The organism is Actinomyces timonensis DSM 23838, from assembly GCF_000295095.1.
Classification (GTDB): domain Bacteria; phylum Actinomycetota; class Actinomycetes; order Actinomycetales; family Actinomycetaceae; genus Actinomyces; species Actinomyces timonensis.
Genome location: NZ_JH806633.1, coordinates 198,391 through 220,192, shown reverse-complemented (window position 1 = coordinate 220,192; position 21,802 = coordinate 198,391). Strand labels below are relative to the sequence as shown.

16 protein-coding genes and 1 pseudogene are annotated in these 21,802 nt (G+C 72.1%); 7 read left to right on the top strand and 10 right to left on the bottom strand.

What is annotated here, in order from left to right:
- Positions 1-18 precede the first annotated feature (18 nt).
- A complete protein-coding gene (locus A1QA_RS0107475) occupies positions 19-1,188 on the bottom strand; it encodes an ROK family transcriptional regulator (protein ID WP_017178286.1) in 1,170 nt (389 codons plus the stop codon).
- Between the two features lie 192 nt (positions 1,189-1,380).
- On the opposite strand from A1QA_RS0107475, the gene A1QA_RS0107470 reads away from it, so the two are divergent.
- The 5 genes from A1QA_RS0107470 (at position 1,381) to A1QA_RS14000 (ending at position 8,012) form a co-directional block, all read left to right on the top strand.
- Entirely contained in the window at positions 1,381-3,579 is a 2,199-nt protein-coding gene (locus tag A1QA_RS0107470) for an alpha-galactosidase (protein WP_017178285.1), read from the top strand.
- A 115-nt stretch (positions 3,580-3,694) separates the two neighbouring features.
- Positions 3,695-4,600, top strand: coding sequence for a carbohydrate ABC transporter permease (locus tag A1QA_RS0107465; protein WP_026048784.1), 906 nt, complete (start codon positions 3,695-3,697; stop codon positions 4,598-4,600).
- A gap of 10 nt (positions 4,601-4,610) precedes the next feature.
- The gene (locus A1QA_RS0107460; RefSeq protein ID WP_026048783.1) at positions 4,611-5,555 is read left to right on the top strand and encodes a carbohydrate ABC transporter permease; all 945 of its coding nucleotides are present in this window, start codon (positions 4,611-4,613) and stop codon (positions 5,553-5,555) included.
- Between the two features lie 8 nt (positions 5,556-5,563).
- Positions 5,564-6,955: an ABC transporter substrate-binding protein gene (locus A1QA_RS0107455; RefSeq protein ID WP_017178282.1), complete on the top strand. Its 1,392-nt coding sequence runs from the start codon at positions 5,564-5,566 to the stop codon at positions 6,953-6,955.
- A gap of 130 nt (positions 6,956-7,085) precedes the next feature.
- The gene (locus A1QA_RS14000; RefSeq protein WP_017178281.1) at positions 7,086-8,012 is read left to right on the top strand and encodes a hypothetical protein; all 927 of its coding nucleotides are present in this window, start codon (positions 7,086-7,088) and stop codon (positions 8,010-8,012) included.
- Between the two features lie 33 nt (positions 8,013-8,045).
- On the opposite strand, the pseudogene A1QA_RS13995 reads toward A1QA_RS14000, so the two are convergent.
- Positions 8,046-9,783, bottom strand: a pseudogene (locus A1QA_RS13995) (formate--tetrahydrofolate ligase).
- A gap of 435 nt (positions 9,784-10,218) precedes the next feature.
- Between A1QA_RS13995 and A1QA_RS0107440 the strand changes: the two are divergent.
- Positions 10,219-12,078 carry a phosphoenolpyruvate carboxykinase (GTP) gene (locus A1QA_RS0107440; RefSeq protein WP_026048782.1) on the top strand — a complete coding sequence of 620 codons (1,860 nt, stop codon included), beginning with the start codon at positions 10,219-10,221 and terminating at the stop codon, positions 12,076-12,078.
- A 103-nt stretch (positions 12,079-12,181) separates the two neighbouring features.
- Here the strand turns inward: A1QA_RS0107440 and A1QA_RS0107435 are convergent, their stop codons facing one another.
- From A1QA_RS0107435 to pgsA, 6 genes are all read right to left on the bottom strand, one after another.
- Positions 12,182-12,685 carry a regulatory protein RecX gene (locus A1QA_RS0107435; RefSeq protein WP_017178278.1) on the bottom strand — a complete coding sequence of 168 codons (504 nt, stop codon included), beginning with the start codon at positions 12,683-12,685 and terminating at the stop codon, positions 12,182-12,184.
- Positions 12,685-13,926, bottom strand: coding sequence for a recombinase RecA (recA, locus tag A1QA_RS0107430; protein ID WP_017178277.1), 1,242 nt, complete (start codon positions 13,924-13,926; stop codon positions 12,685-12,687). The genes A1QA_RS0107435 and recA overlap by 1 nt, the downstream gene beginning before the upstream one ends.
- A gap of 279 nt (positions 13,927-14,205) precedes the next feature.
- A complete protein-coding gene (locus tag A1QA_RS0107425; protein WP_017178276.1) occupies positions 14,206-14,433 on the bottom strand; it encodes a DUF3046 domain-containing protein in 228 nt (75 codons plus the stop codon).
- Between the two features lie 139 nt (positions 14,434-14,572).
- Entirely contained in the window at positions 14,573-14,989 is a 417-nt protein-coding gene (locus A1QA_RS0107420) for a helix-turn-helix domain-containing protein (protein WP_026048781.1), read from the bottom strand.
- A 224-nt stretch (positions 14,990-15,213) separates the two neighbouring features.
- Complete coding sequence (locus A1QA_RS0107415; RefSeq protein WP_017178273.1) at positions 15,214-15,729, bottom strand: CinA family protein; 516 nt, start codon at positions 15,727-15,729, stop codon at positions 15,214-15,216.
- Entirely contained in the window at positions 15,722-16,414 is a 693-nt protein-coding gene (gene pgsA / locus A1QA_RS13990; RefSeq protein WP_017178272.1) for a CDP-diacylglycerol--glycerol-3-phosphate 3-phosphatidyltransferase, read from the bottom strand. Before pgsA ends, A1QA_RS0107415 begins: the two co-directional genes overlap by 8 nt.
- Positions 16,415-16,495: 81 nt before the next feature.
- Between pgsA and A1QA_RS0107405 the strand changes: the two genes are divergently transcribed.
- Complete coding sequence (locus A1QA_RS0107405; protein WP_017178271.1) at positions 16,496-17,857, top strand: CapA family protein; 1,362 nt, start codon at positions 16,496-16,498, stop codon at positions 17,855-17,857.
- Between the two features lie 10 nt (positions 17,858-17,867).
- On the opposite strand, the gene A1QA_RS0107400 is transcribed toward A1QA_RS0107405, so the two are convergent.
- Positions 17,868-20,780: an FtsK/SpoIIIE family DNA translocase gene (locus A1QA_RS0107400; protein WP_026048780.1), complete on the bottom strand. Its 2,913-nt coding sequence runs from the start codon at positions 20,778-20,780 to the stop codon at positions 17,868-17,870.
- Positions 20,781-20,875: 95 nt separating this feature from the next.
- Entirely contained in the window at positions 20,876-21,799 is a 924-nt protein-coding gene (locus A1QA_RS0107395) for a PfkB family carbohydrate kinase (RefSeq protein WP_017178269.1), read from the bottom strand.
- Positions 21,800-21,802: the final 3 nt, after the last annotated feature.

Sequence of the window (21,802 nt, the reverse complement as noted above, 5' to 3'; positions counted from 1 at the left end):
CAGTCATCGCCAGGCAGTCTAGGCGCTCGCGCCCCGCAGGCCCGCCTCGACGGCGCGGGTCCAGGGCTCGATGGCAAGGGCGGCCGCGCCCCGTGCCCACTCGCTGAAGGAGAAGGCGCGGGTGACGATGCGCGGTGGCGGCGCGGACCAGTGCCGGGCGCGCTCGACGGCGGCGTCGAAGGCCTCCCGGTGCGCCTCGACGAGCCCCACGGACTCCCCCGAGACGACGACCACCTCGGGATCGATGAGGGCGACGATCGAGCCGACGATCCTCCCGGCGGCGTCGGCGGCGGCCTCGAGGACGCCGGCCAGGCGCTCATCGAGGGCGAGCTCCGTGAGCCCCTCGGGGCCGACGATCTCCTCAGGGGCGACCTCGCGCCCGAGCACCGCTGAGGCCTGGTGGGCCAGGCCGGGCGCGGCGGCGAGCGCCCGGGCGCAGCCCACATGCCCCATCTCGCAGGCGGGGCCCGTCTCGCGCAGGGGCAGGTGGCCGACGCTGCCGGCGGCGCCGTGGGCCCCGGCGATCGTGCGCCCGCCGACGACGAGCCCGCAGCCGATCCCGGCGCCGAGGGTGAGCAGGGCGAAGGGGTCGACGCCGTGGCCGAGCCCGAACCAGGCCTCGGCGTGGGTGAAGGCGCGCACGTCATTGGCCACGAGGACGTCGAGGCCCGTGGCCGAGCGCAGGCGGGCCCCGATGGGCTCGTCGCGCCAGCCGAGGAACGGCGCCACGGTGATCGTGCTGCGGCCCCGCACGCTGGCGCCCAGCGACAGCCCGATCCCGGACGGGGCCATGCCGGCCTCCGGCTCCAGGCGGCGGGCGAGCTCGGCGATCTGCGCGACGACGCCGTCGGGCTCGCGGGAGGCCAGGGGCTCGGAGCGCTCGGCCAGGACCGTGCCGAGCGGGTCGATGACGCTGGCGTAGAGGTGGTCATTGGTCAGCTTGACGCCCAGCAGCCCCGCGGCGCTCGGGGCGAGGCGCAGGCTGCGGGCCGGCCGCCCGGCCTCGGCCGGCGGCGACGGCTTGTCCTCCAGGACCAGTCCGTCCTCGATGAGGGGCCGCACGGCGCGGGTGAGCGTGGGGGCGGACAGGCCGAGGTGATCAGCCAGGTCCGTGCGGGTCTGGGCGCCGGCGGCCGCCAGGCGCAGGAGGACCCTCGACGCCGGTCCCGCGGCAGCGGTGGCCTCCATGCCCTCTCCTCTCCCGCGCGGCTCTCGTGTCGGACGGGAGGAATCCTGCCATATCGCCGCTGGCGCGAGCGGCCATCACTCGGCCGCGGGGTCTTGACACCTCGTCGCCACCGATTTATTTTCATCCTGAAAGGAATGGTTCGCGGCGCCGCGGACCACCAGGCGGCCCTCCTCGGGCCTGGAAGGACGACGATGACCCTCCATCTCCGCTCCGGCGGCACCTCCCTTGTCCTCGACACCCCCTCCGACCGCTTCCCCGTGGTGCGCCACTGGGGGGCCGACCTCGGCGATATCGACGGCGGCGCCCTGTCCGGCGCCGCCCGCGCCCAGGCCACCACCCTGGGCGAGAACTCCGCCTGGATGTGCAACGACCTGCCGATCCTCCCCCACGCGAGCCTGGGGTGGTCGGCCCGCCCCGCCATCGGCCTGCACCGGGTGGACGGCACCGCCTTCTCCTTCCACCCCAGCCGGGTCAGCCACGAGTGGGACTCCGCGGCCGCCCCCGCCGCTGACGGCGCGGGGCAGGAGGGCCAGGCCCTTGCCGTCGTGTCCACCGCCGTCGATGAGGCCCACGGCGTGACCATCGTCAGCGAGATCCGCCTGGAGCCCTCCGGGCTCGTCCGGGCGCGGGCCACGGTGACCAACGAGCCGGGCGGGCGCCCCGAGCTGGCCGGGGGCCTCGTCGTCGACGAGATCACCCTTATGCTGCCCCTGCCCCAGGGCGCCGACGAGATCCTGGACATGTCCGGCCACCACATCAACGAGCGGCGCCTCCAGCGCCACCGCCTCACCGCGGGCACGCACCTGCGCGAGTCCTGGGAGGGCCGTCCCGGCCATGACGCCACCACCTGGCTCGCCGCGGGCCGCTCGGGCTTCGGCTGGCGCTCCGGCACGGTCCATGGCGTCCACCTGGCGTGGTCGGGCTCGACCCGCTCCCTCATCGTCTCCCCCTCGCACGGGCGCTCCCTGCTGGGCGCGGGCGAGCTGCTGGCCCCCGGCGAGGTCCTCCTGGCCCCCGGCGAGTCCTACGCCTCGCCCTGGGCCGTGTTCTCCTGGGGCGAGGGGCTGGACTCGCTGGCGCACCGCTCCCACGCCTTCCTGCGCTCCCGGCCGGCCCACCCCGAGCGCCCGCGCCCGGTGCTGCTCAACACCTGGGAGGCCGTCTACTTCGACCACCGGCTCGACAAGCTCCTGGCCCTGGCCGAGCTCGCCGCGGGCGTGGGCATCGAGCGCTTCGTCCTCGACGACGGCTGGTTCGGCTCCCGCCGCGACGACACCTCGGGCCTGGGCGACTGGCAGGTCTCCGCCGAGGCCTGGCCGGACGGCCTGGGCCCGCTGGTGGAGCGGGTCCACGAGCTCGGCATGGAGTTCGGCCTGTGGTTCGAGCCGGAGATGATCAACGTGGACTCCGAGCTCGCCCGCGCCCACCCCGACTGGATCCTCTCCGACGGCGCTGGCGGCGCCCCCGAGCACCGCCACCAGCGGGTCCTCGACCTGTGCGCCCCCGGCGCCTGGGACTACCTGTATGAGTCGATCAGCGCCCTCGTGGAGCGCTACTCCATCGCCTACATCAAGTGGGACCACAACTCCCCGCTCGTGGCCACCGGCCACGAGGCCCCCTCCCCCACCGCCGGCCACCACGGCGGCGCGGCCGTCCACGACCAGACCCTCGCCCTCTACCGGCTCCTCGACGCCCTCCACGAGAGGTTCCCGGAGCTGGAGATCGAGTCCTGCGCCGGCGGCGGGGGCCGCATCGACATGGGCATCATGGAGCGCGCCCAGCGCGTGTGGGCCTCGGACTCCATCGACGCCCACGACCGCCAGGACATCCAGCGCGGCACCACCCTCCTCCTGCCCCCAGAGCTCGTCGGGACCCACGTGGGGGCGGGCCGCGCCCACACGACCCTGCGCGACCTCGACCTCGACTTCAGCGCCGGCACCGCCCTGTGGGGCCACATGGGCGTGGAGTGGGACCTCACCAGCGCCGACGACGCCGCCCGCGAGCGCCTCGCCTCGATCATCGCCCTGCACAAGGAGCTGCGCCCCCTGCTGCACTCGGGCCTGACCGTCCACGCGGACCTGCCCGAGGACGACTCGCTGCGCATCGAGGGCGTCGTGGCCGCCGACGGCTCCGAGGCGGTTTACGAGATCGCCTGCCTGGGGCAGACGATCTCCTGGCCCACTGACCCGCGCCCCCTGCCCGGCCTGGACGCGGGGCGCCGCTACCGGATCGAGCTCGCGGCGCCGTCGTACCCCGAGCTGCGGCTGCGCCCGGGATGGATGGACGAGCCCGTGACCCTGCCGGGCTCCTACCTGTCCACCACGGGCCTGGCCCTGCCGATCCTCCACCCCGACCACCTCGTGCTCGTGCGCGCCACCGCCGTCGATTGACCGCCCAGCGGCGGCAGGAGGGCCCGTGACCCGCGGACCGCTCGCCGTCGTCCCCAACCACCCTATCCGCCTCGACCATCCCCCTATCCGTTTCGACGATGATCTGGAAGGAACCATGACCACCATCGCCTCATCGGCCCCACGGCTGCGCAAGAAGCCGCGCAGCGACGCCCGCCTGGGCTGGGCCTTCATCGCCCCCGCGGGCATCGGGCTCCTCGCCTTCTACATCTGGCCGCTGCTGCGCGGCATCTGGTTGTCCTTCACCGAGTACAACCTGCTCACCCCGGCCTCCTTCAACGGGCTGGCCAACTACTCGCGCATGGTCCAGGACAAGATCTTCTGGAACGCGGTGTGGGTGACCCTGGAGTACGTGGTCATCAACATCGGCCTGCAGACCATCCTGGCGCTGGTCATCGCCGTGCTCATGCAGCGCCTGACCCAGTCGACGCTCGTGCGCTCCATCGTGCTGACCCCCTACCTCGTGTCCAACGTCGTGGCCGCCATGCTGTGGCTGTGGCTGCTGGACAACACTCTGGGCATCTCCAACCAGATCATCGAGGCCGTCGTCGGGGACCGGGTCGACTTCTTCTCCTCGTCGCTCGCGATCCCCACGATCGCGGTCATCAACGTGTGGCGCCACGTGGGCTACACGGCGCTGCTCATCTTCGCGGGCCTCCAGGCGATCCCCGGCGACGTCTACGAGGCGGGCAAGATGGACGGCGCGAGCGAGTGGACGATGTTCTGGCGCATCACCATGCCGCTGCTGCGCCCGATCCTGGCCCTCGTCCTCATCATGACGATGATCGGCTCCTTCCAGGTCTTCGACACGGTCTCCGTGACCACTGGCGGTGGCCCCGTCAACGCCACCCGCGTGCTGCAGTTCTACCTGTACGACATGGCCTTCGGCCGCTTCCAGTTCGGCTACGCCTCCGCGATGGCCGTCGGGCTGCTCCTCATCCTCGCGGCGATCACCGCCCTGCAGTACCGCATGACCCGTGCGGGCGAGACCGACCTGAACTGAGAGGGAACCGATCATGACCACCACTGTCACCACCCCCTCAGCCACCACCGCCAAGGCCGGGGCGGACAAGGCGCCCAAGAAGCGCGTCTCCGCCGGCCGCATCGCGGCCTGGGTCGCCATGGCCGTCATCATGGCCTTCACGCTCCTGCCCTTCTACTGGGTGCTGCGCACCGCGCTGTCCTCCAACGCCGGCATCTACGCCGACCCCTCCAGCCCGCTGCCCGTGGACCTCAACTTCCGCGGCTTCGCGCGCGTCTTCGGCATGCAGTCCACCGAGGAGGCGATCGCCGACGGCGGCTCCGGCGCGGCGATCAATTTCTGGCTCTACCTGCGCAACTCGATCATCGTGGCCACGCTGGTCACGGTGGGCCAGGTGTTCTTCTCCGCGATGGCCGCCTACTCCTTCTCGCGCCTGAGGTGGAAGGGCCGCGACGCCGTCTTCGCGCTCTTCCTGGCCTCGCTCATGGTCCCGGGCATCTTCACCCTCCTGCCCAACTTCGTCCTCATGAAGCAGCTCCACCTCATCGACTCGCTCCTTGGCGTGGCGCTGCCGACGATGCTCATGACGCCCTTCGCGGTGTTCTTCCTGCGCCAGTTCTTCATGAACATCCCCCGGGAGCTGGAGGAGGCGGCGCTGCTCGACGGCGCCTCGAAGGTCCGGGTGTTCTTCACCCTCATCCTGCCCATGGCCCAGGCGCCCATCACGACGCTGGCGATCCTGACCTACATCGCCGCGTGGAACGACTACTTCTGGCCGTTGCTGGTCTCCTACTCGGACTCCTCCCGGGTGCTCACCGTGGCACTGGCGGTCTTCAAGTCCCAGGCGCCCCAGACCGGCCCGGACTGGTCCGGCCTCATGGCGGCCACGCTCGTGGCGGCCCTCCCGATGCTCCTGCTCTTCATGGCCTTCGCCCGGCGCATCGTCAACTCCATCGGCTTTACCGGCATCAAGTGAGGCACCAGATGACGACCTCTTCACTTCCCCTCCTGCGCTCATCGCTCACGCGGCGCTCCCTCCTGTGCGGCCTGGCCTCCGGCGCCGCCGCCATGACCCTGGCCGCCTGCTCCGGCTCGAAGAAGGGCGATCCCAGCACGGTGGAGTACTGGCTGTGGGACGCCTCGCAGTTGCCCGCCTACCAGGCCTGCGCCGAGGCCTTCAAGGCCAAGACGGGCATCACCGTCAACATTACCCAGATCGGCTGGGGCGACTACTGGACGAAGCTCACCGCGGGCTTCATCGCCGACACCGCCCCGGACGTCTTCACCGACCACATCGCCAAGTTCGCCCAGTTCGTGGACCTGGACGTCCTCCTGCCCCTCGACGAGCAGGCGGCATGGGCGGATGTGGACACCAGCGTCTTCCAGGACGGCCTCATCGACCTGTGGAAGGGCGACGACGGACACCAGTACGGCTGCCCCAAGGACTGGGACACCGAGGCGGTCTTCTACAACAAGACCATGCTCGCCGACGCCGGCCTGAGCGAGAAGGACCTGGAGAACTGGGACTGGAACCTTCAGGACGGCGGAAGCTTCGAGAAGGTCCTGGCGCGCCTGAGCATCGACAAGAACGGCGTGCGCGGCGACGAGCCGGGCTTCGACCCGACGAATGTGGCCGTCTACGGCACGAGCGTCGCCGACGAGGGCTCCTCCGATGGCCAGACCCAGTGGAGCCCCTTCACGGGGAGCGTGGGCGACTGGCACTACACGGACAAGGAGACGTGGGGCACCCACTACCGCTACGACGAGAAGCAGTTCCAGGACACCCTCGACTGGTACTTCGGGCTCATCGACAAGGGCTACATGGCGCCGTCGGGCACCTTCGCCAAGGGCAACGGCACCGACGTGCAGCTCTCCAGCGGCAAGATCGCCCTGTGCATCAACGGCGCCTGGATGTTCAACACCTTCGCCAAGATGGACATCGAGGTCGGCATCGCCGCCCACCCGGTGGGCCCCAATGGCAAGTCCGTCTCCCTCATGAACGGGTTGGGCGACTCGATCGTCAAGAGCTCGAAGAACATCGAGGGCGCCTCGAAGTGGGTGGCCTTCCTGGGCACCCAGGAGGCGCAGGACATCGTGGCCTCCTTCGGCATCGTCTTCCCGGCGATCACGTCCTCCACGAAGAAGGCCATCGAGGTCTTCGAGAAGACGGGCCTGTCCACGAAGCCCTTCACCAGCTACCTGGAGGCGGACAACGGCGGCACGTTCTACTTCCCGCTGACCTACTTCGGCGCGGATGTCAACGCGATCATCAAGCCCGGAGTCGCGGACGTGTACGTCAACCGGGTGCCGGCCTCCACGCTCACGGAGTACAACGAGCAGGTGAACCTCCTGTTCAAGACCTCGAAGAAGAGCTGAGCGGGAAGCGCCCGCGGTTCGTCCCCGATGGCGGTGGCCCCGCCCGCCCGGCTCCCCTGCCGGCGGGCGGGGCCACGATCGTCGTGGTGCCCACTACGATGGGACCAGGCACCCGCGGAGGAGAGCAGCGATGGCACGAGGCACCTGTCTTCATGGCGTTCACGAGGCGCTCGGCGCCTCCTTCACCGTCCGCGACGGCTGGGAGCTCCCGCTGCGCTATGGCTCTGGCTCCACAGAGCTGGGGGCGCTGCGGAGCGCGGCCGGCATCCTCGACCTCTCCCATCTGACGACCCTCAAGGCGCAGGGCCCACTGGCGAGCGCCGCGCTCGACGCCGCGCTCGCCGGCCCCGCCTCTGCCGACCCGGCTGCCACGGGCACTGCCGTCATGGGCCCCGCCTCCCCCCTCCCCGTCGGCCTGGCCATGCGGGCCCGCCTCGCGCCAGGCGGCGGCGACGCCCCCGCCGTCACCGTCCACCGCCTGGGCGACGAGGAGTTCCTCGTGGTCGCGGACGCCGCCGACCGCCACCGCTGCGCCGCTGAGCTGACCCGTCGCGCCCGCCCCCAGCGTGCTGCCATCATCGACGCGACGGAGGCGATCGCCCTCATCGCCGTGGCCGGGCCCCGGGCGGAGGAGGTCCTGCGCGGCGTCATCGAGTCCGGCGCGGGCATGCCCGCGGCCCTCCTCCCCGAGGGCGGCGCTCCTGCCCCCGAGGACTGCGGGCCCGATGTTCTCTGCGGTCCCGGGCTCCTGAGGCGCCTGCGCGATGGGGCGGCGGTGCGGGCCACCGCTTGCGGCCACACGGTGATTGTGGCGCGCGAGAGCGTGGGGGGCCTGAGCGATGTGGACTGCCTGAGGGTGTTCTGCGGGGCCGAGGACGCCGTCGACCTGTGGGAGATGATCGTCGAGCGCGCCGCCTGCCTCGAGCCGGGCGGGGGCAGCAAGCACGCTGACAACCCTGAGAGCGCTGAGAATGCTGCGCGCGCTGAGAGCTCAGGGGGCGCGTTGCCCGTGCTCACGGCCTGCGGCCTGGCCGCCTGGGAGGCCCTGGGCGCCTGATCCCGTGCCGGCGCGGGCTTGTCCGCGCCAGCCTCATCGCAGGCCCAGGATCTCCCCCGTGGCGGTGTCGACGTCGATGCGCTCGGCGGCGGGGCTCTCGGGAAGCCCGGGCATGGTGGGGATCGCGCCGGTGAGCGCGTAGACGTATCCAGCCCCGGCGGCCAGGCGCGCCTCGCGCACGGGCAGGCGCCAGCCGGTGGGGGCTCCGGTGAGCGCGGGGTCGGCGCTGAGCGACAGGGGCGTCTTGGCCACGACGACGGCGAGTCCCCCATAGCCGGCCCCCTGGTAGTCATCGAGGAGCCGGGCGGCGGGGCGCGCGTAGTCGACGCCGTCGGCCCCGTAGAGGGCGGCGACCTTGTCGATCTTGGCGCGCAGGTCGTCGTCGGGGTCGTAGACGGGGGCGAGCGGCGCGGGGCTGGCCTCCGCCTTCTCGCAGGCGGCCGCGACGGCGTCGGCGAGCTCCAGGCAGCCCTCGCCTCCCTCCGTGACGGGGCGCACGGCAGCGGCGGTGGCCCCGGCCTCGGCGGCGATGCGCCGGATCTCCTCGATCTCGCTGGGGTGGTCGGTGGGGAAGACGTGGATGGCGATGATGGGCGCCAGGCCCATGGAGCGCACGATGCGCAGGTGCGCGAGGAGGTTGGGGGCGCCGGCGCGCACGTCGTCGGGGCTCTCGGCGGCCATCTCCTCGGGCAGCTCCTTGCCGCTGGTGAGGCGGTAGCGCCCGGAGTGGGCTTTGAGGGCTCGCGCGGTGGCCACGAGGACGGCGGCTCGCGGCGCCATCCCGGTCACCGCGCATTTGAGGTCGACGAAGCGCTCCAGGCCCATGTCGGAGCCGAAGCCGGCCTCGGTGACGATGTAGCCGCCGCCCGCCATGCCGCGCGCCGCGACGAGGTCGGCGATGACGGAGGAGCAGCCGGTGGCGATGTTGCCGAAGGGGCCGGTGTGGATGAGCGCGGGGACGCCCTCGCCGGTGCGCAGGAGGTTGGGGGCCAGGGCGTCACGCAGGATGGCGGCCATGGCGCCAGCGGCGCCGAGGTCCTCGGCGGTCACCCAGCCGCCGTCGAGGTCGCGGCCGACGACGATCCTGCCGAGCCGCTCGCGCAGGTCGGCGAGCGATGTGGCGAGCGAGAGGATGACCATGACCTCGCTGGCGGGGGTGATGTCGAAGGAGGACTGGCGGGTGACGCCGTCGACGCGGCTCCCGAGCCCGGTGACGATGTGGCGCAGGGCGCGGTCGTTGACGTCGAGGACGCGGGGCCAGGTGAGGGAGCGCTCGTCGATGCGCAGGGCGTTGCCCTGGTGGAGGTGGTTGTCGATGAGGGCGGCGAGGAGGTTGTGGGCGGCGGTCACGGCGTGGAAGTCGCCGGTGAGGTGGAGGTTCATGCGGTCGGCGGGGTGGATGCGCGCCCCGCCCGCGCCGCCGGCCCCGCCCTTGATGCCGAAGGTGGGGCCCATGGCGGACTGGCGCAGGGTGAGCACGGCGCGGCGCTGGCGGCGCGCGAGGGCCTGGGCCAGGCCGATGGCGACGGTCGATTTCCCCTCGCCGAAGGGGGGTGGGGCTCATCGCGGTGACGACGACGCAATGGGCGCCTTTGGCGGGAGCGCTCGGCTCGCCGGGGGTGCGAGGGTCGCCGAGGGCCGTCGGGGCGCCGACAGTAGCGAGGGCGCTGAGCTCGATCTTGGCGACGTCGCGCCCATAGGGGACAGCGTGCTCGGGGGCGATGCCCGCCCGCGCGGCGAGGGCCTCGAGCTCGGCCACCGTCGCGGCCATGCTCGTCCGTCCCGCAGCGCCCGCCGTGAGGGCCTCCTCGCCCCGCGTCTCATCCATGGGCCAAGGGTACCGACGGCGTCCACGCTCCCCGGGAGCCGACCGGACGAGCCTCCCCGTGCGGCTCGACCACGAGCGTCAATTCTGCTGCCGTCGACGTCCTAACCGCCCGAGGCGGCGGCCAGGATCGTTGGAATCCCAACGATCATCGACAGCGCTCCTCAAGCGGCCCCCATCGACGGCAGCAGAATTGACTCCCAGGCCCCCTGCCCCAGGACCGGATCGAGCGCCACTCCACTGCCCCGGGGCAGAAATGCCCCACACCCACAGCATTTTCACAGGATTTCGCATACCCGAAATCTTGTCTATGATGGCGCCGACCCCGGCCGCAGCACCCTGCGCCCCTGCGGCTGTCACCCTCCGACGATTGGAGTTCACATGTCGCATTCATCTGAGGTCCTTGCCCGAGCAGGAGTGTCCAACCCACACGTCCACGAGTTCGTCGCCGAGTGGGCTCGCATCCTGGAGCCGGACCGCATCGAGGTTGTCGACGCCGACGCCGACGAGCGGCTTCTCGCCGAGGCACTGGAGGCGGGTGAGCTCATCGAGGCCGGGAGCGGCCGCTACCTCGCGCACTCCCACCCCAAGGACACCGCGCGCTCCGAGGAGCGCACAGTGGTGGCCACCCACAACCCACCGGACAAAGGCCTGTACAACAACTGGCGAGACGCCAGCGAGACACGCGCTGCGCAGATCGGCCGCATGAGAGGGGCGATGAGGGGCAAGACCATGTACGTGGTCCCCTACCTCATGGCGCCGCCCGGATCCCCTCTTTCCCGCTGGGCCGTTGGGGTGCAGCTCTCCGACAACCGCGTCGTCGTCCTGCAGATGCTGCGCATGGCCCGCGTCGGCGCTGACTACCTCAACAGCCTCCCAGCCCCCGAGTTCTTCGTCCGGGCGGTGCACGCCACGGGCGACCTGGACAGTCTCGGCCAGGGCACGAGCGAGGACAAGAGACTCTTCGCGACGATCGCCGACGATCGCATGATCCTCCACTTCGGATCGGCCTACGGGGGCAACGCCCTCCTGGGCAAGATCGCCCACGGCCTGCGGCAGGGCTCCTACGACGGCTGGGCATCCAAGAGGTTCATGGGCGAGCAGTTCATGCTCATCGGCATTCGGGACAAGAAGACCGGCCGCGCCTACCACATCTGCGGGGGCATGCCCTCGGCCTCCGGCAAGACGAACCTGGCCATGATGCTCCCGCCTGACGCGCTCGGTGAGCGCTACGAGGTCGAGTTCTATGGCGACGACATCGTCTGGCTGCGCGTGGGCGACGATGGCCGCGTCTACGGCATGAACCCCGAGTACGGCACCTTCGGGGTCGCCAAGGACACGAACTGGGAGTCGAACCCGAACGCCATGAAGGCGGTGGCGGAGGGCACTGGCACCATCTTCGTCAACGTCGCCCACCACGAGGGCACCAAGGAGCTGTGGTGGGAGGGCAAGACACCCGACTACCCGGAGGACGTCGCCGGTTGGCGCGACTGGAGGAACGAGCTCATCTCGGATCGCCCGGTGGAGCATCAGCGCTCAGGGGAGGACACCGACCTGTGGTCCCAGAAGAACTCGCGTTTCACGGCCCGCTTGTCCGTGGTTCCCAATATCGCGAAAGACTACGAGCGCGCCGACGGCGTGCCGATCGACGCCATCATCTTCGGCGGGCGCTGCCGCGACCGCGAGCCGCTCATCCGGGCCATCACGGACCTGGCGGAGGGCGTCTACGACGGGCTCACCCTGGGCGCCGAGGCGACTTTCGCCGCAGAGGGAACCGAGGGGCACCTTCGCTACGACCCCATGTCCATGCGCCCCTTCATGTCCTTCCCCGAAGGGGAATACGCGCGCCACTGGCTTGACATCCTGGGCTCAGCCGAGGACAAGCCGATCTTCGCGCATGTCAACTGGTTCCAGAGGGATCCTGAGAATGGCCGCTTCCTGTGGCCGGGCTACGGGGAGAACCTTCGGGCGCTGCTGTGGCTCATCGATGTCAAGGAGGGTCGCGCCGAGGGCACGCGCACCCCGGTCGGCCTGGTGCCTCGCATCGAGGAGCTCAACCTCGACGGCTTCAAGGGCGACCGCGCCGACCTGGAGCGGGTGCTGCGCATCGACACCGAGCGCTGGCGCCAGGAGATGCGCCTGCGCGAGGAGCACCTGTCCCAGTTCGAGGACCTGCCCGAGGAGATCTGGGAGGCCCACCGCCGGGTGAGCGCCGCCTTGGAGGAATCCGCAGGAGATTGAGAGGGGCAGCTTCCCTCCCGCCTCTGAAGCGCGAGAGCCGCGCGCCGTCGATTCGCCCAGTCATTCGAGACCGGTGCGATCGACGGAACGTCCGGCTATTCGGTCAGGCCTCCCGGGACTCCTCGGCGAGGGCGCGCTCGATGGCGCTGAAGGCCACGCCCTGGGAGTGGCCCTTGCGGCCCAGCGCCGCCAGGGCGCGCCGCTTGCGGACCACAGGATCGAGCCCGCGCGTGGCCCGCAACTTCTTGCGCGCCAGGACGAGCGCCGCGCCGGCCTCGTCGTCGCCGCTGATCTGGGCCAGGGCGGCGCTGATGGCCCTCTCCCCCAGGCCCTTGCGCCGCAGCTCGTCGGCGATAGCGCGGCGGGCCGCCCCCTTCTCATGGAAGCGCGTGCGGGCCAAGGTCGCGGCGTAAGAGGCGTCGTCGATGAGGCCCGCGGCCTCGAGGCGGTCGAGCACCTCCTCCGCCACCCGGGGGTCGGTCTCCTTGCGCTCCAGCAGCTCGGCGAGGGCCGCGCGCGGCGCGGGGGCGCGGTCGAGGCGGCGCAGGACGGTCTCCCGCGCCGCCTCGACCTCCTCCTGATGCGTGTCAGGGGTGAGCCAGGGCATCAGAAGCCGCCGGCGTCCTCACCGAAAGCGGCGTCGATGTCCAGGGCCGAGGACTTCTTCGCGCCGCTCTTGGCGCCGCCCTTCCCCGAGCCCTTGCCCGAGCCGCGCCCCGAACTCTTGGCTGGGGCCTTCGTCTCCGCGGCGGCCTGGAGGGCTGCCTCGGCAGCGGCTGCCGCAGCGTCCGCCTCCGCGGCGGCAGCAGCGGCCGCGGCCTCCTCCTGGGCCTTGCGCCCGGCCTCCCCAATGCCCAGGGCGGCGAGGATCTTCTGCTCGATCTCATCGGCGAGGGCGGGGTTGTCCACAAGGAAGGCGCGGGCGTTCTCCTTGCCCTGGCCGAGCTGGTCCGTGCCGTAGGTGAACCAGGCGCCGGACTTGCGCACGATGCCGTTCTCCACGCCCAGGTCCAGCAGGCCGCCCTCGCGGGAGATGCCGCGGCCGTAGAGGATGTCGAACTCGGCCTGCTTGAACGGCGGGGCCATCTTGTTCTTCACCACCTTGGCGCGGGTGCGGTTGCCCACCGGCTGGTCCCCGTCCTTGAGGGTCTGGATGCGGCGGACGTCGATGCGCACGGAGGCGTAGAACTTGAGGGCCTTGCCACCGGTGGTGGTCTCCGGGCTGCCGAAGAAGACGCCGATCTTCTCGCGCAGCTGGTTGATGAAGATGGCCGTGGTGCCCGTGGCGGACAGGGCGCCGGTGATCTTGCGCAGCGCCTGGCTCATGAGGCGGGCCTGGAGGCCAACGTGCGAGTCCCCCATCTCCCCCTCGATCTCCGCCTTGGGAACCAGCGCGGCCACGGAGTCGATGACGATGATGTCCAGCCCGCCGGAGCGGATGAGCATGTCCGCGATCTCGAGGGCCTGCTCACCGGTGTCCGGCTGGGAGACGAGCAGGTTGTCCGTGTCCACCCCCAGGGCCTTGGCGTAGACAGGGTCGAGGGCGTGCTCGGCGTCGATGAAGGCGGCGTTCCCGCCGGCCTTCTGGGCGCTGGCGACGGCGTGGAGGGCGACGGTGGTCTTACCGGAGGACTCGGGGCCGTAGATCTCGATGATGCGCCCGCGGGGCAGGCCGCCGATACCGAGCGCGACGTCGAGCGCGGTGGAGCCGGTGGGGATGACGGCCACGGGCGGGCGGCTGTCATCGCCCAGGCGCATGACGGAGCCCTTGCCGAAGGACTTGTCGATCTGGGCGAGAGCGGTGGCCAGGGCCTTGGACCGATCCTGGTTCTGGGTTGCTGCGGGCATGGTGTCTTCTCCGGCTCGGGCGGCGGTGGGCCGCGGTGGTCAGGGCTGGTCCTTGAGGACGAGATCCCCTCTCCGGGGCTCGTGGACGACGGTATGCCGGACCACTGACATGTATCCGCGCTCCTCCACAGAACGGGGCCTGTGCGGGCTCGCGGCGCGTCCGTGGTGAACTCTAGCCGAACACGTGTTCGAATCCGCAACCGGCGCGTCGGCGTGTCACGATGCCGGCCCGGCGCGCCCCGACGGCGCGCTCGGAGCCCCCGCCCACGTTCTGGCGCCCTACCGCTTGCGGGCGCGCGGATCGTCGCGGTAGACCCAGCGCTCCGCCTCGCTGCGCTCGGTCTCATCGCACAGGGCGTCCCAGACCCGCCGGGGCGACTCACCGGCGTCGAGGGCCTGCAGGGCGGTCATCGACCAGGGCTGCAGGACGAGGTCCTGGGCGAGCGAGCGCCCGTAGGCGGAGCCGAAGACCTCGTCGAGGGCCCGCCAGAACTCGGAGTGCTTCATGAGGGCTCCTGGTCAGGGGAACGGATGCGTTGGGTGGGAGGAGATGTGCGGCGAGGGCGCGAGGCGGGCAGATAGGAAGAGCCCCGGGCGGTCTCGCGGCCCCCGGGGATCGGGTTCGGACGGGCTGGGCCCGCCGGCGTCAGCGCGCGATGGCGCCCTGCTGGCGGATGAGCTCGTCCGGGACGGTGTCGGGCACGACGACGCCCTCGGCCAGGGCGATGCGCTCGGAGACCTCGCGCAGCACGGCGGACAGGGGCGCGTCGAGCGCCTGGCAGATCGAGGCGAGCAGTTCGGAGGAGGCCTCCTTCTGACCGCGCTCGACCTCGGAGAGGTAGCCCAGGGAGACGCGGGCCTGCGAGGAGACCTCGCGCAGCGTGCGACCCTGGTGCTGGCGGACGGAGCGGAGGACCTCGCCGATCTCGCGGCGCAGGAGGACGTTCTCGTGCTTGGTGGTGTCCACGGCAGAACCGTACCCCGTCGAGAGCGCTGGGCGCATCGCCGCGCAGTGCGCCAGTCGGGACGGGCGGGCGGAGCGGGGGCGAGTCATCTCATTCATCACGTGGCACAACCATTCACTGCGGGGGTTCATTCCCGGCGCGGATCGCGGATTCATCACCCGCCTCCCGGCCGTTGCCATGAAGCATGTCGTCGGTGCCTGAGAGGACCCTTGGCGGCGCTCATGAGCGGGCCATGATTGCGCGCGGATCCCGCACAGATCTCGCACAGCACCCCTGCCGGTCCCCGATCCTCCAGGCGCCCGGGCCCGTGGGCGGCGCCGCCTCAGAGCTCCCCGCGCGCGGCGCGCGCGCCCAGGCGCAGGACCTCCAGGGTGGTCGCGGCGCGGATCTCGTCGCGCCCGCCGACCAGGCACAGCTGGCGCTCCACGCTCCCCCAGGGGCCGACTGCGGCGATGTGGACCGTCCCGGCCGGGTGCCCGTCGGCGGGGCCGGGCCCGGCCACACCGGTGGTGGCCAGTCCCACATCCACCCCGAGGAGGCGGGCGGCGCCCCGCGCCATCTGCTGGGCGACGACGCTATCCACCGGCCCTGTGCGGGCGAGGCGGTCGGCGTCGACCTCCAGGAGCTCGGCCTTGATCCTCGTGGCGTAGGAGACGACGGCGCCCACGAGGACGGTGGAGGCCCCGGGCACCCCTCCCAGGGTGGAGGAGACCATGCCAGCGGTCAGCGACTCGGCGACGCCGAGGGTGAGCCCGCGCTCGCCGAGGGCATTCAGGAGGTCGCCCGCCGCCTGGCGCCCCGCGGGCCAGGCGGGGGCTGCGCCGGTCTCCTCACCCATGGCGGGAGCCAGCGCTCGCCGCGCCTCCCGCCCGGCCGGCGGTGGACTGCCCGCGCGAGATGCGGATGGCCTGGAGGACATAGTCGATGCCGGTGACCACGGTGACGACGAGGGCGGCGGCGACCAGCGCGTAGGAGAGCCACAGCAGGCCGGTGGCCAGGGCCGCGGGGAGCACGGCGTGCCAGGGCAGGAGGAGGCCGACGAGCGCGAGGATCTGCAGGACCGTCTTGATCTTGCCGCCCCGCGAGGCGGCCATGACGGCACGCCGGAGCATGGCGAAGCGCATGACGGTGATGCCGAGCTCGCGCACGATGATGAGGATCGTCACCCACCACCACAGGCGCCCGGCGACGCTGAGGAGGATGAAGGCGGACAGGGTGAGGGCCTTGTCCGCGATGGGGTCGGCGATCTTGCCGAAGCTGGTGATGAGGTTGCGCGAGCGCGCGAGCTGCCCGTCGAGCCGGTCGGTCGCGGCGGCAACCATGAAGACGACGGCGGCGGCCAGGCGCATCCCATCGCCCGGCTGGAGCATGAGCCAGACGAAGACCGGCACGAGGATGATGCGCAGGACGGTCAGGGCGTTGGCGATGTTGAGCAGGGGCGCCTCTCCCACGGGGGCGCCCTGGCCACCGGCCTGGGTGGGCGCGGAGGGACCCGGTGGGGATGGGGGCGGGGTGGCGTTCATCGTCCCCAGCCTAGAGGAATCGGGGGAATCCGGTTGGCCCATGGCCTGACAGGAAGGCCTATGGATTCTTATCCTGAATCTATGGACCTGGACTCCCTGAACAGATCCTCCGCGAGCGGCCCTGATCGTCCTGCCCGCCCCGGCGCCGCCCACGGCGGACACCGCGCGAGCCGTCCGGCGCGTCCGGCGCGCGCGGCGCTGCTCCTCGCCGTCGCCGTCGTCGTCGCCCTGGGACTCGCCCTCCTGGGCGCGCGGGGCCTTGGACTCCTCGGCGCCCACGATGCCCCGGAGGGGGCCGCGCCGCCCGCACCCGTCCCCTCCCCCGCCTCGCCCTCGCCCGCCGGGCCGCGGGAGGCGCATGTGACGATCGGCTACGCCGGCGACGTCCTGCCCCATATGCCCGTCATGGACGACACGGCGGGAGGCGGGGGCGATATCGAGCCGCTCATCGCCGCGGCCGCGCCATGGTCGAGCGGGGTGGACCTCGCCCTGTGCGGGATGGAGGTCCCCGTCTCGCCCGACGGCGTCCCCTCGGGCTACCCGGTGTTCGGGACGACCCCGACCCTCGTCCAGGCCCTGGCGCGCTCCGGCTGGGACGGCTGCGCGACGGCGTCGAACCACGCCTGGGACAAGGGCTTCGAGGGCGTGACCACCACGGCCGATGCCCTGGCGGCCTCCGGCATGGGCTACTCGGGCACGAACCGCACCGAGGCGGAGTCGGCCACCCCCTATCAGCTCTACGACCTCACTCGCGACGGCATGACGATCACCGTCGCGCAGCTGTCCTCCACCTACGGGCTCAACGGGTTCAGCGCCGACCCCACCTGGGCGGTCAACCTCAACGATGTCGCCTGGGTGGAGTCCCAGGCGCGGGCGGCGCGCCAGGCCGGGGCCGACGTCGTCGTCCTGCACGCCCAGCTCGGCGAGGAGTACTCCGCCGAGCCCGTGGCGGAGCAGCGGGAATTCGCCCAGGCGGTAGCCGCGACCGGCCAGGTCGATGTCCTCTTCGGGGCGCACCCGCATGTGCCCGAGACCAATGAGCTCGTCCCCGGCGGCCCCGGGGGCCGGGGCATGTGGGCGTCCTACTCCGCGGGGAACTTCATCTCCAACCAGTCCGAGGAGCTGGGGAGCGTGCTCACCGCGATCGGGCTGTTCGTGTGGGTGGATGTGACCGTCACCGAGGATGCCGAGGGGAGGCAAGAGGCGCGCGTGGACGCCCTCCACTGGCACCCCTTCACGGTGGACACCTTCGGCGGGCACGAGCTCATCGACCTGGGGGCCGCGGCCGGCGGCGAGGTGCCGGAGGGCTCGTCACTGGGCGCCGATGAGCTCACCCGCAGGTTCCAGGAGGTGAGCGCCGTCGTCAACGCGCAGACCTACTCGGAGGAGCCACCGGCACCGGCCGCGGGGGCCACGGCGCCGGTGGTGCGGCCGCGAGGCTAGGGGCCCGCGCCTACCAGGACTGGCCGCGACCGGTGAGGCTCCAGGCGTCCTCGGAGTCCTCGGAGGCGGACTCGTCATCCCAGGACTCGCTCACGGGGGCGTCGTCGCCGGCCTCGAGGGGGTCGACGGCGTAGCGGTCGGTCGGCAGGCCCACCTCGCGCGGGGTGCCTGGCTGGAGGCCGGAGGGCACGCGCGCGGCGGTGGCGTCCGAGGCGCCGGGGTCGTCGATCTGCGGGGCCTCGCCCTCGCCTTTGATCCAGGCGAGGGTCTCCTCGAGCTGCTCGGGCTGGACCAGCACGTCGCGGGCCTTGGAGCCCTCGGAGGGGCCGACGACCTCGCGCGACTCCAGCAGGTCCATGAGGCGCCCGGCCTTGGCGAAGCCGACGCGCAGCTTGCGCTGGAGCATGGAGGTCGAGCCGAACTGGCTGGTGATGATGAGCTCGGCGGCCTGCAGGAGCAGGTCCATGTCGTCGCCGATCTCCTCGTCGATCTGCTTCTTGACCTCGGGGACGATGACGTCCTCGCGGTACTCGGGCGTGAGCTGGCCCTTGACGTGCTCGACGACGGCGCGGATCTCGGACTCGGTCACCCACGAGCCCTGCACGCGGATGGGGGTGGAGGCGCCGGGGCCGAGGTAGAGGGCGTCGCCCTGACCGGTGAGGGTCTCGGCGCCGTTCTGGTCGAGGATGACGCGCGAGTCGAGCTGGGAGGCGGTGGCGAAGGCCAGGCGCGAGGGCACGTTGGACTTGATGAGGCCCGTGACGACCTGCGCGACGGGCCTCTGGGTGGCCAGCACGAGGTGGATGCCGGCGGCGCGCGCCAGCTGGGTGATGCGCTGGATGGAGGCCTCGACGTCCTTGGGGGCGGTCATCATGAGGTCGGCGAGCTCGTCGACGACGACGAGGAGGTAGGGGTAGGGGCTGAGGATGCGCTGGCTGCCGGGCAGGGGCTGGACCTCGCCGGCGCGGATCGCCTTGTTGAAGTCGTCGATGTGCTTGAAGCCGAAGGAGGCGAGGTCGTCGTAGCGGGCGTCCATCTCGCGCACCACCCACTCCAGGGCCTCGGCGGCCTTCTTCGGGGAGGTGATGATGGGGGTGATGAGGTGCGGGATGCCCTCGTAGATGGTCAGCTCCACGCGCTTGGGGTCCACGAGCACCATGCGGACCTCCTCGGGGGTGGCGCGCATCATGATCGAGGTGATCATGGAGTTGACGAAGGAGGACTTCCCGGAGCCGGTCTGCCCCGCGACGAGCATGTGCGGGGTCTTGGCGAGGTTGGTGACGATGTAGTCGCCCTCGACGTTCTTGCCCAGGCCCACGACGAGGGGGTGCGCCTGCTTCTTGGCGGCCCCCGAGCGCAGGACGTCCCCGAGCTTGACCATCTCGCGGTCGGAGTTGGGGATCTCGATGCCGATGGCGGACTTGCCGGGGATGGGGGTGAGGAGGCGGATCTCGTCGGAGGCCACCGCGTAGGCGATGTTCTTCTCCAGCCCGGTGATCTTGGAGACGTTGACGCCCCGGCCGCGGTGGACCTCGTAGCGGGTGACCTGGGGGCCGCGGGTGTAGCCCGAGACGGTGGCGTCGATGTTGAACTCGGTGAAGACGTTCTGGAGCGCCTCGACGACGGCGTCATTGGCCTCGGTGTGGGTGGCGTGCCCGGCGCCGGCCTCCAGGAGGGCGGAGTCGGGAAGCGAGTAGGTGGTGCCGTCGGGCAGGGCCATGGCGGCTCCGCCGGCCATCTCGATCTCGTCGGCGAGGTCCGGCTCGATCGCGGGGGTCTCGTCAGTGACGGCCTCGGGGTCCGCGGGCGGGACGGGCCGCTCCCCCGGCGCCGTGGCGGACACGCCGCGCGGGGTGAGGGAGGGCGGGCCCTGGGGGGCGTCGGGCTCGGCGATGATCTCGGTGGTGGGGTCGGCGCCCACGGGGATGTCGACGGCGCCAGCGCCGCTGGCGGCCCCCGTCCCGCGCCCGCGCGCTCCCCGCTGCTTCGGCGCGGCGGGGGAGTCGTCCTCCTCCGGGGTGATCCGGGGGCGCAGGCCGGAGCCGCGCTTGCGCGAGGATCCCTTGGTGGTCCTGGCGCCGCTGGCAGTGTCCTTCGAGGGATCGTCCTCCGTCTCGATGGCGGAGCGGAAGGGCTCATCGCCGTCGTAGGAGTCAAGCGCGGTGGTGGCCGTGAGGTCGGCGTCCGAGCCCTGGGGGCGCGGGCCGAGGGCTTGGCGGACCCTGCCGAGCGCGCGGGTGGACCAGCTGTCCGCCGGGGAGTCGGCGTCGGCCTCGGGTCGGCGGGCGGCGGCGATGTCGCGCAGCTCGGCGACGGTCTTGCCGGAGACCACGAGCGCGGAGAAGGCGATGAGCAGGAGCAGGAGGATGACGGCGCCGACGCCGCCGAAGAGCCCGGCAAGGGGCGCCCCGAAGAGCCAGCCGAGCAGGCCCCCGGCCCCTTCGACGCCGTCGATGCCCGCGGCGAGGACGGGCTGCCCGGAGGCGACGTGGATGATGCCAGTGAGCCCGACGAGGATGCCCAGGCCGCCGACGCTCACGCGGGCGTGGACGTTGGTGAGGCGGTGGACGCGCAGGATGGCGATCCCGAGGGCCGCCAGGAGGATCGGCACGATGATGCTGAGCACGCCGACGGGGCCGGCGGCCAAGTGGTGGAGGAAGCCGCCGGCGGCGCCGGACACACCGAACCACTCGCGCAGGCCGGTGACGGCGGCCAGGGCGAGGAGCCCGAAGGCCCAGGCGGTGCGGGAGTAGCCGTGGGACCCGCCGTACGGTGCGCCCGAGGCGGCAGCGGCGGGCATGGTGGTCGTCGCGCTGGCGCGGCCCGAGCCCTGCTGCGTGCGACGGCGGCGGCCCGAGCCGCGCTGGGGCGGATTCGGGCTCGATGAGGGCTTCGCGTTTCGCGTGGTGCTGCGGGTGGCCATGATGATCAACACGCTAGCGGCCGCGCCTGCCGCGCCGGGTCTGCCACGCCGCCCGGCGGGCGAAGAGTGCGCCACACCTCCCGGGGCGGGAGGGCTCAGGCCTCGCTCAGCAGGGCGTCGATCTCCTCGCGCAGGGGGCAGCGGGCCGGGCCCTGCCGGGAGACGGCCTCGGCGGCGGCCGCGTTGGCCCTCGTGGCGGCGGTGACCTCGTCGAGGCCGTCCATGAGACCGGCCACGAGCACCCCGGTGTGGGTGTCCCCCGCCCCGGTGGTGTCCACGACGTCGCGGGAGAAGCCGGCGACCTCGATGGGGGTACCGCCGGCGGGCCAGAGGACGCAGCCTTGGACGCCGGTGCGGCGCACGATGAGCGCCCCCGGGCAGGCCTCGCGCAGCGCCCCGGGGCTGCCGAGGCGGGCGCTCAGCTGGGTGATCTCCAGGTGGTTGCCGGTCAGCAGGGTGGCGCGGGCGAGCAGGCGGCCCAGCGTCGTCGCGCCGATCTCGGGCTCCACGGGCCCCAGGTCGATGACGAGGCCGACCCCGTCGGGCAGGTCGACGAGCCAGTCGGCCAGGACCCTGTGGCTCAGGGGGTGGACGATGTCGTAGCCGGTGGCGTGGACCCAGTCGCCGGGCAGGAGGTCGAGCTGGCGCAGGTCGTCGAGCTGGGGCTCGGCCTCGATGCCCTCGTTGGTGACGAAGGTGCGCCGCCCGGAGGGCTCGATGAGGGTGATGCACGTGCCGATATCGCCCACGAGCTCCTCGACGACGAGCTCGACGCCGTCGAGCATCATGGCCTCGCGCACGAGCGCGGAGTTGGGGCCGGTGCCCAGGGTGGCCGCGAGCGCGGCGGGCTTGCCCTGCCGGGCGACGGCGGAGACCACCGTGTACCCGCCTCCCACGACCGGCCCGGTGGAGCTGGCGGTGACCGCCCCGCCGGGCGCGGGGATCCTGTTGACCTGGAGGGGCAGGTCGATGAGGACGCTGCCGGTGGAGATGAAGCAGGCGGGCCTGCGGGCGCTCATGGG

Coding starts and splice junctions, on each gene's coding strand:
- pgsA (WP_017178272.1), bottom strand. CDS start 16,414: ATGAACGCCACCCCGCCCCCATCCCCACCGGGTCCCTCCGCGCCCACC.
- A1QA_RS0107475 (WP_017178286.1), bottom strand. CDS start 1,188: ATGGAGGCCACCGCTGCCGCGGGACCGGCGTCGAGGGTCCTCCTGCGC.
- A1QA_RS0107400 (WP_026048780.1), bottom strand. CDS start 20,780: ATGGCCACCCGCAGCACCACGCGAAACGCGAAGCCCTCATCGAGCCCG.
- A1QA_RS0107440 (WP_026048782.1), top strand. CDS start 10,219: ATGTCGCATTCATCTGAGGTCCTTGCCCGAGCAGGAGTGTCCAACCCA.
- A1QA_RS0107470 (WP_017178285.1), top strand. CDS start 1,381: ATGACCCTCCATCTCCGCTCCGGCGGCACCTCCCTTGTCCTCGACACC.
- A1QA_RS0107420 (WP_026048781.1), bottom strand. CDS start 14,989: ATGAATGAGATGACTCGCCCCCGCTCCGCCCGCCCGTCCCGACTGGCG.
- A1QA_RS0107395 (WP_017178269.1), bottom strand. CDS start 21,799: ATGAGCGCCCGCAGGCCCGCCTGCTTCATCTCCACCGGCAGCGTCCTC.
- A1QA_RS0107435 (WP_017178278.1), bottom strand. CDS start 12,685: ATGCCCTGGCTCACCCCTGACACGCATCAGGAGGAGGTCGAGGCGGCG.
- A1QA_RS0107415 (WP_017178273.1), bottom strand. CDS start 15,729: ATGGGTGAGGAGACCGGCGCAGCCCCCGCCTGGCCCGCGGGGCGCCAG.
- A1QA_RS0107405 (WP_017178271.1), top strand. CDS start 16,496: ATGGACCTGGACTCCCTGAACAGATCCTCCGCGAGCGGCCCTGATCGT.
- A1QA_RS0107425 (WP_017178276.1), bottom strand. CDS start 14,433: ATGAAGCACTCCGAGTTCTGGCGGGCCCTCGACGAGGTCTTCGGCTCC.
- recA (WP_017178277.1), bottom strand. CDS start 13,926: ATGCCCGCAGCAACCCAGAACCAGGATCGGTCCAAGGCCCTGGCCACC.
- A1QA_RS0107455 (WP_017178282.1), top strand. CDS start 5,564: ATGACGACCTCTTCACTTCCCCTCCTGCGCTCATCGCTCACGCGGCGC.
- A1QA_RS14000 (WP_017178281.1), top strand. CDS start 7,086: ATGGCACGAGGCACCTGTCTTCATGGCGTTCACGAGGCGCTCGGCGCC.
- A1QA_RS0107465 (WP_026048784.1), top strand. CDS start 3,695: ATGACCACCATCGCCTCATCGGCCCCACGGCTGCGCAAGAAGCCGCGC.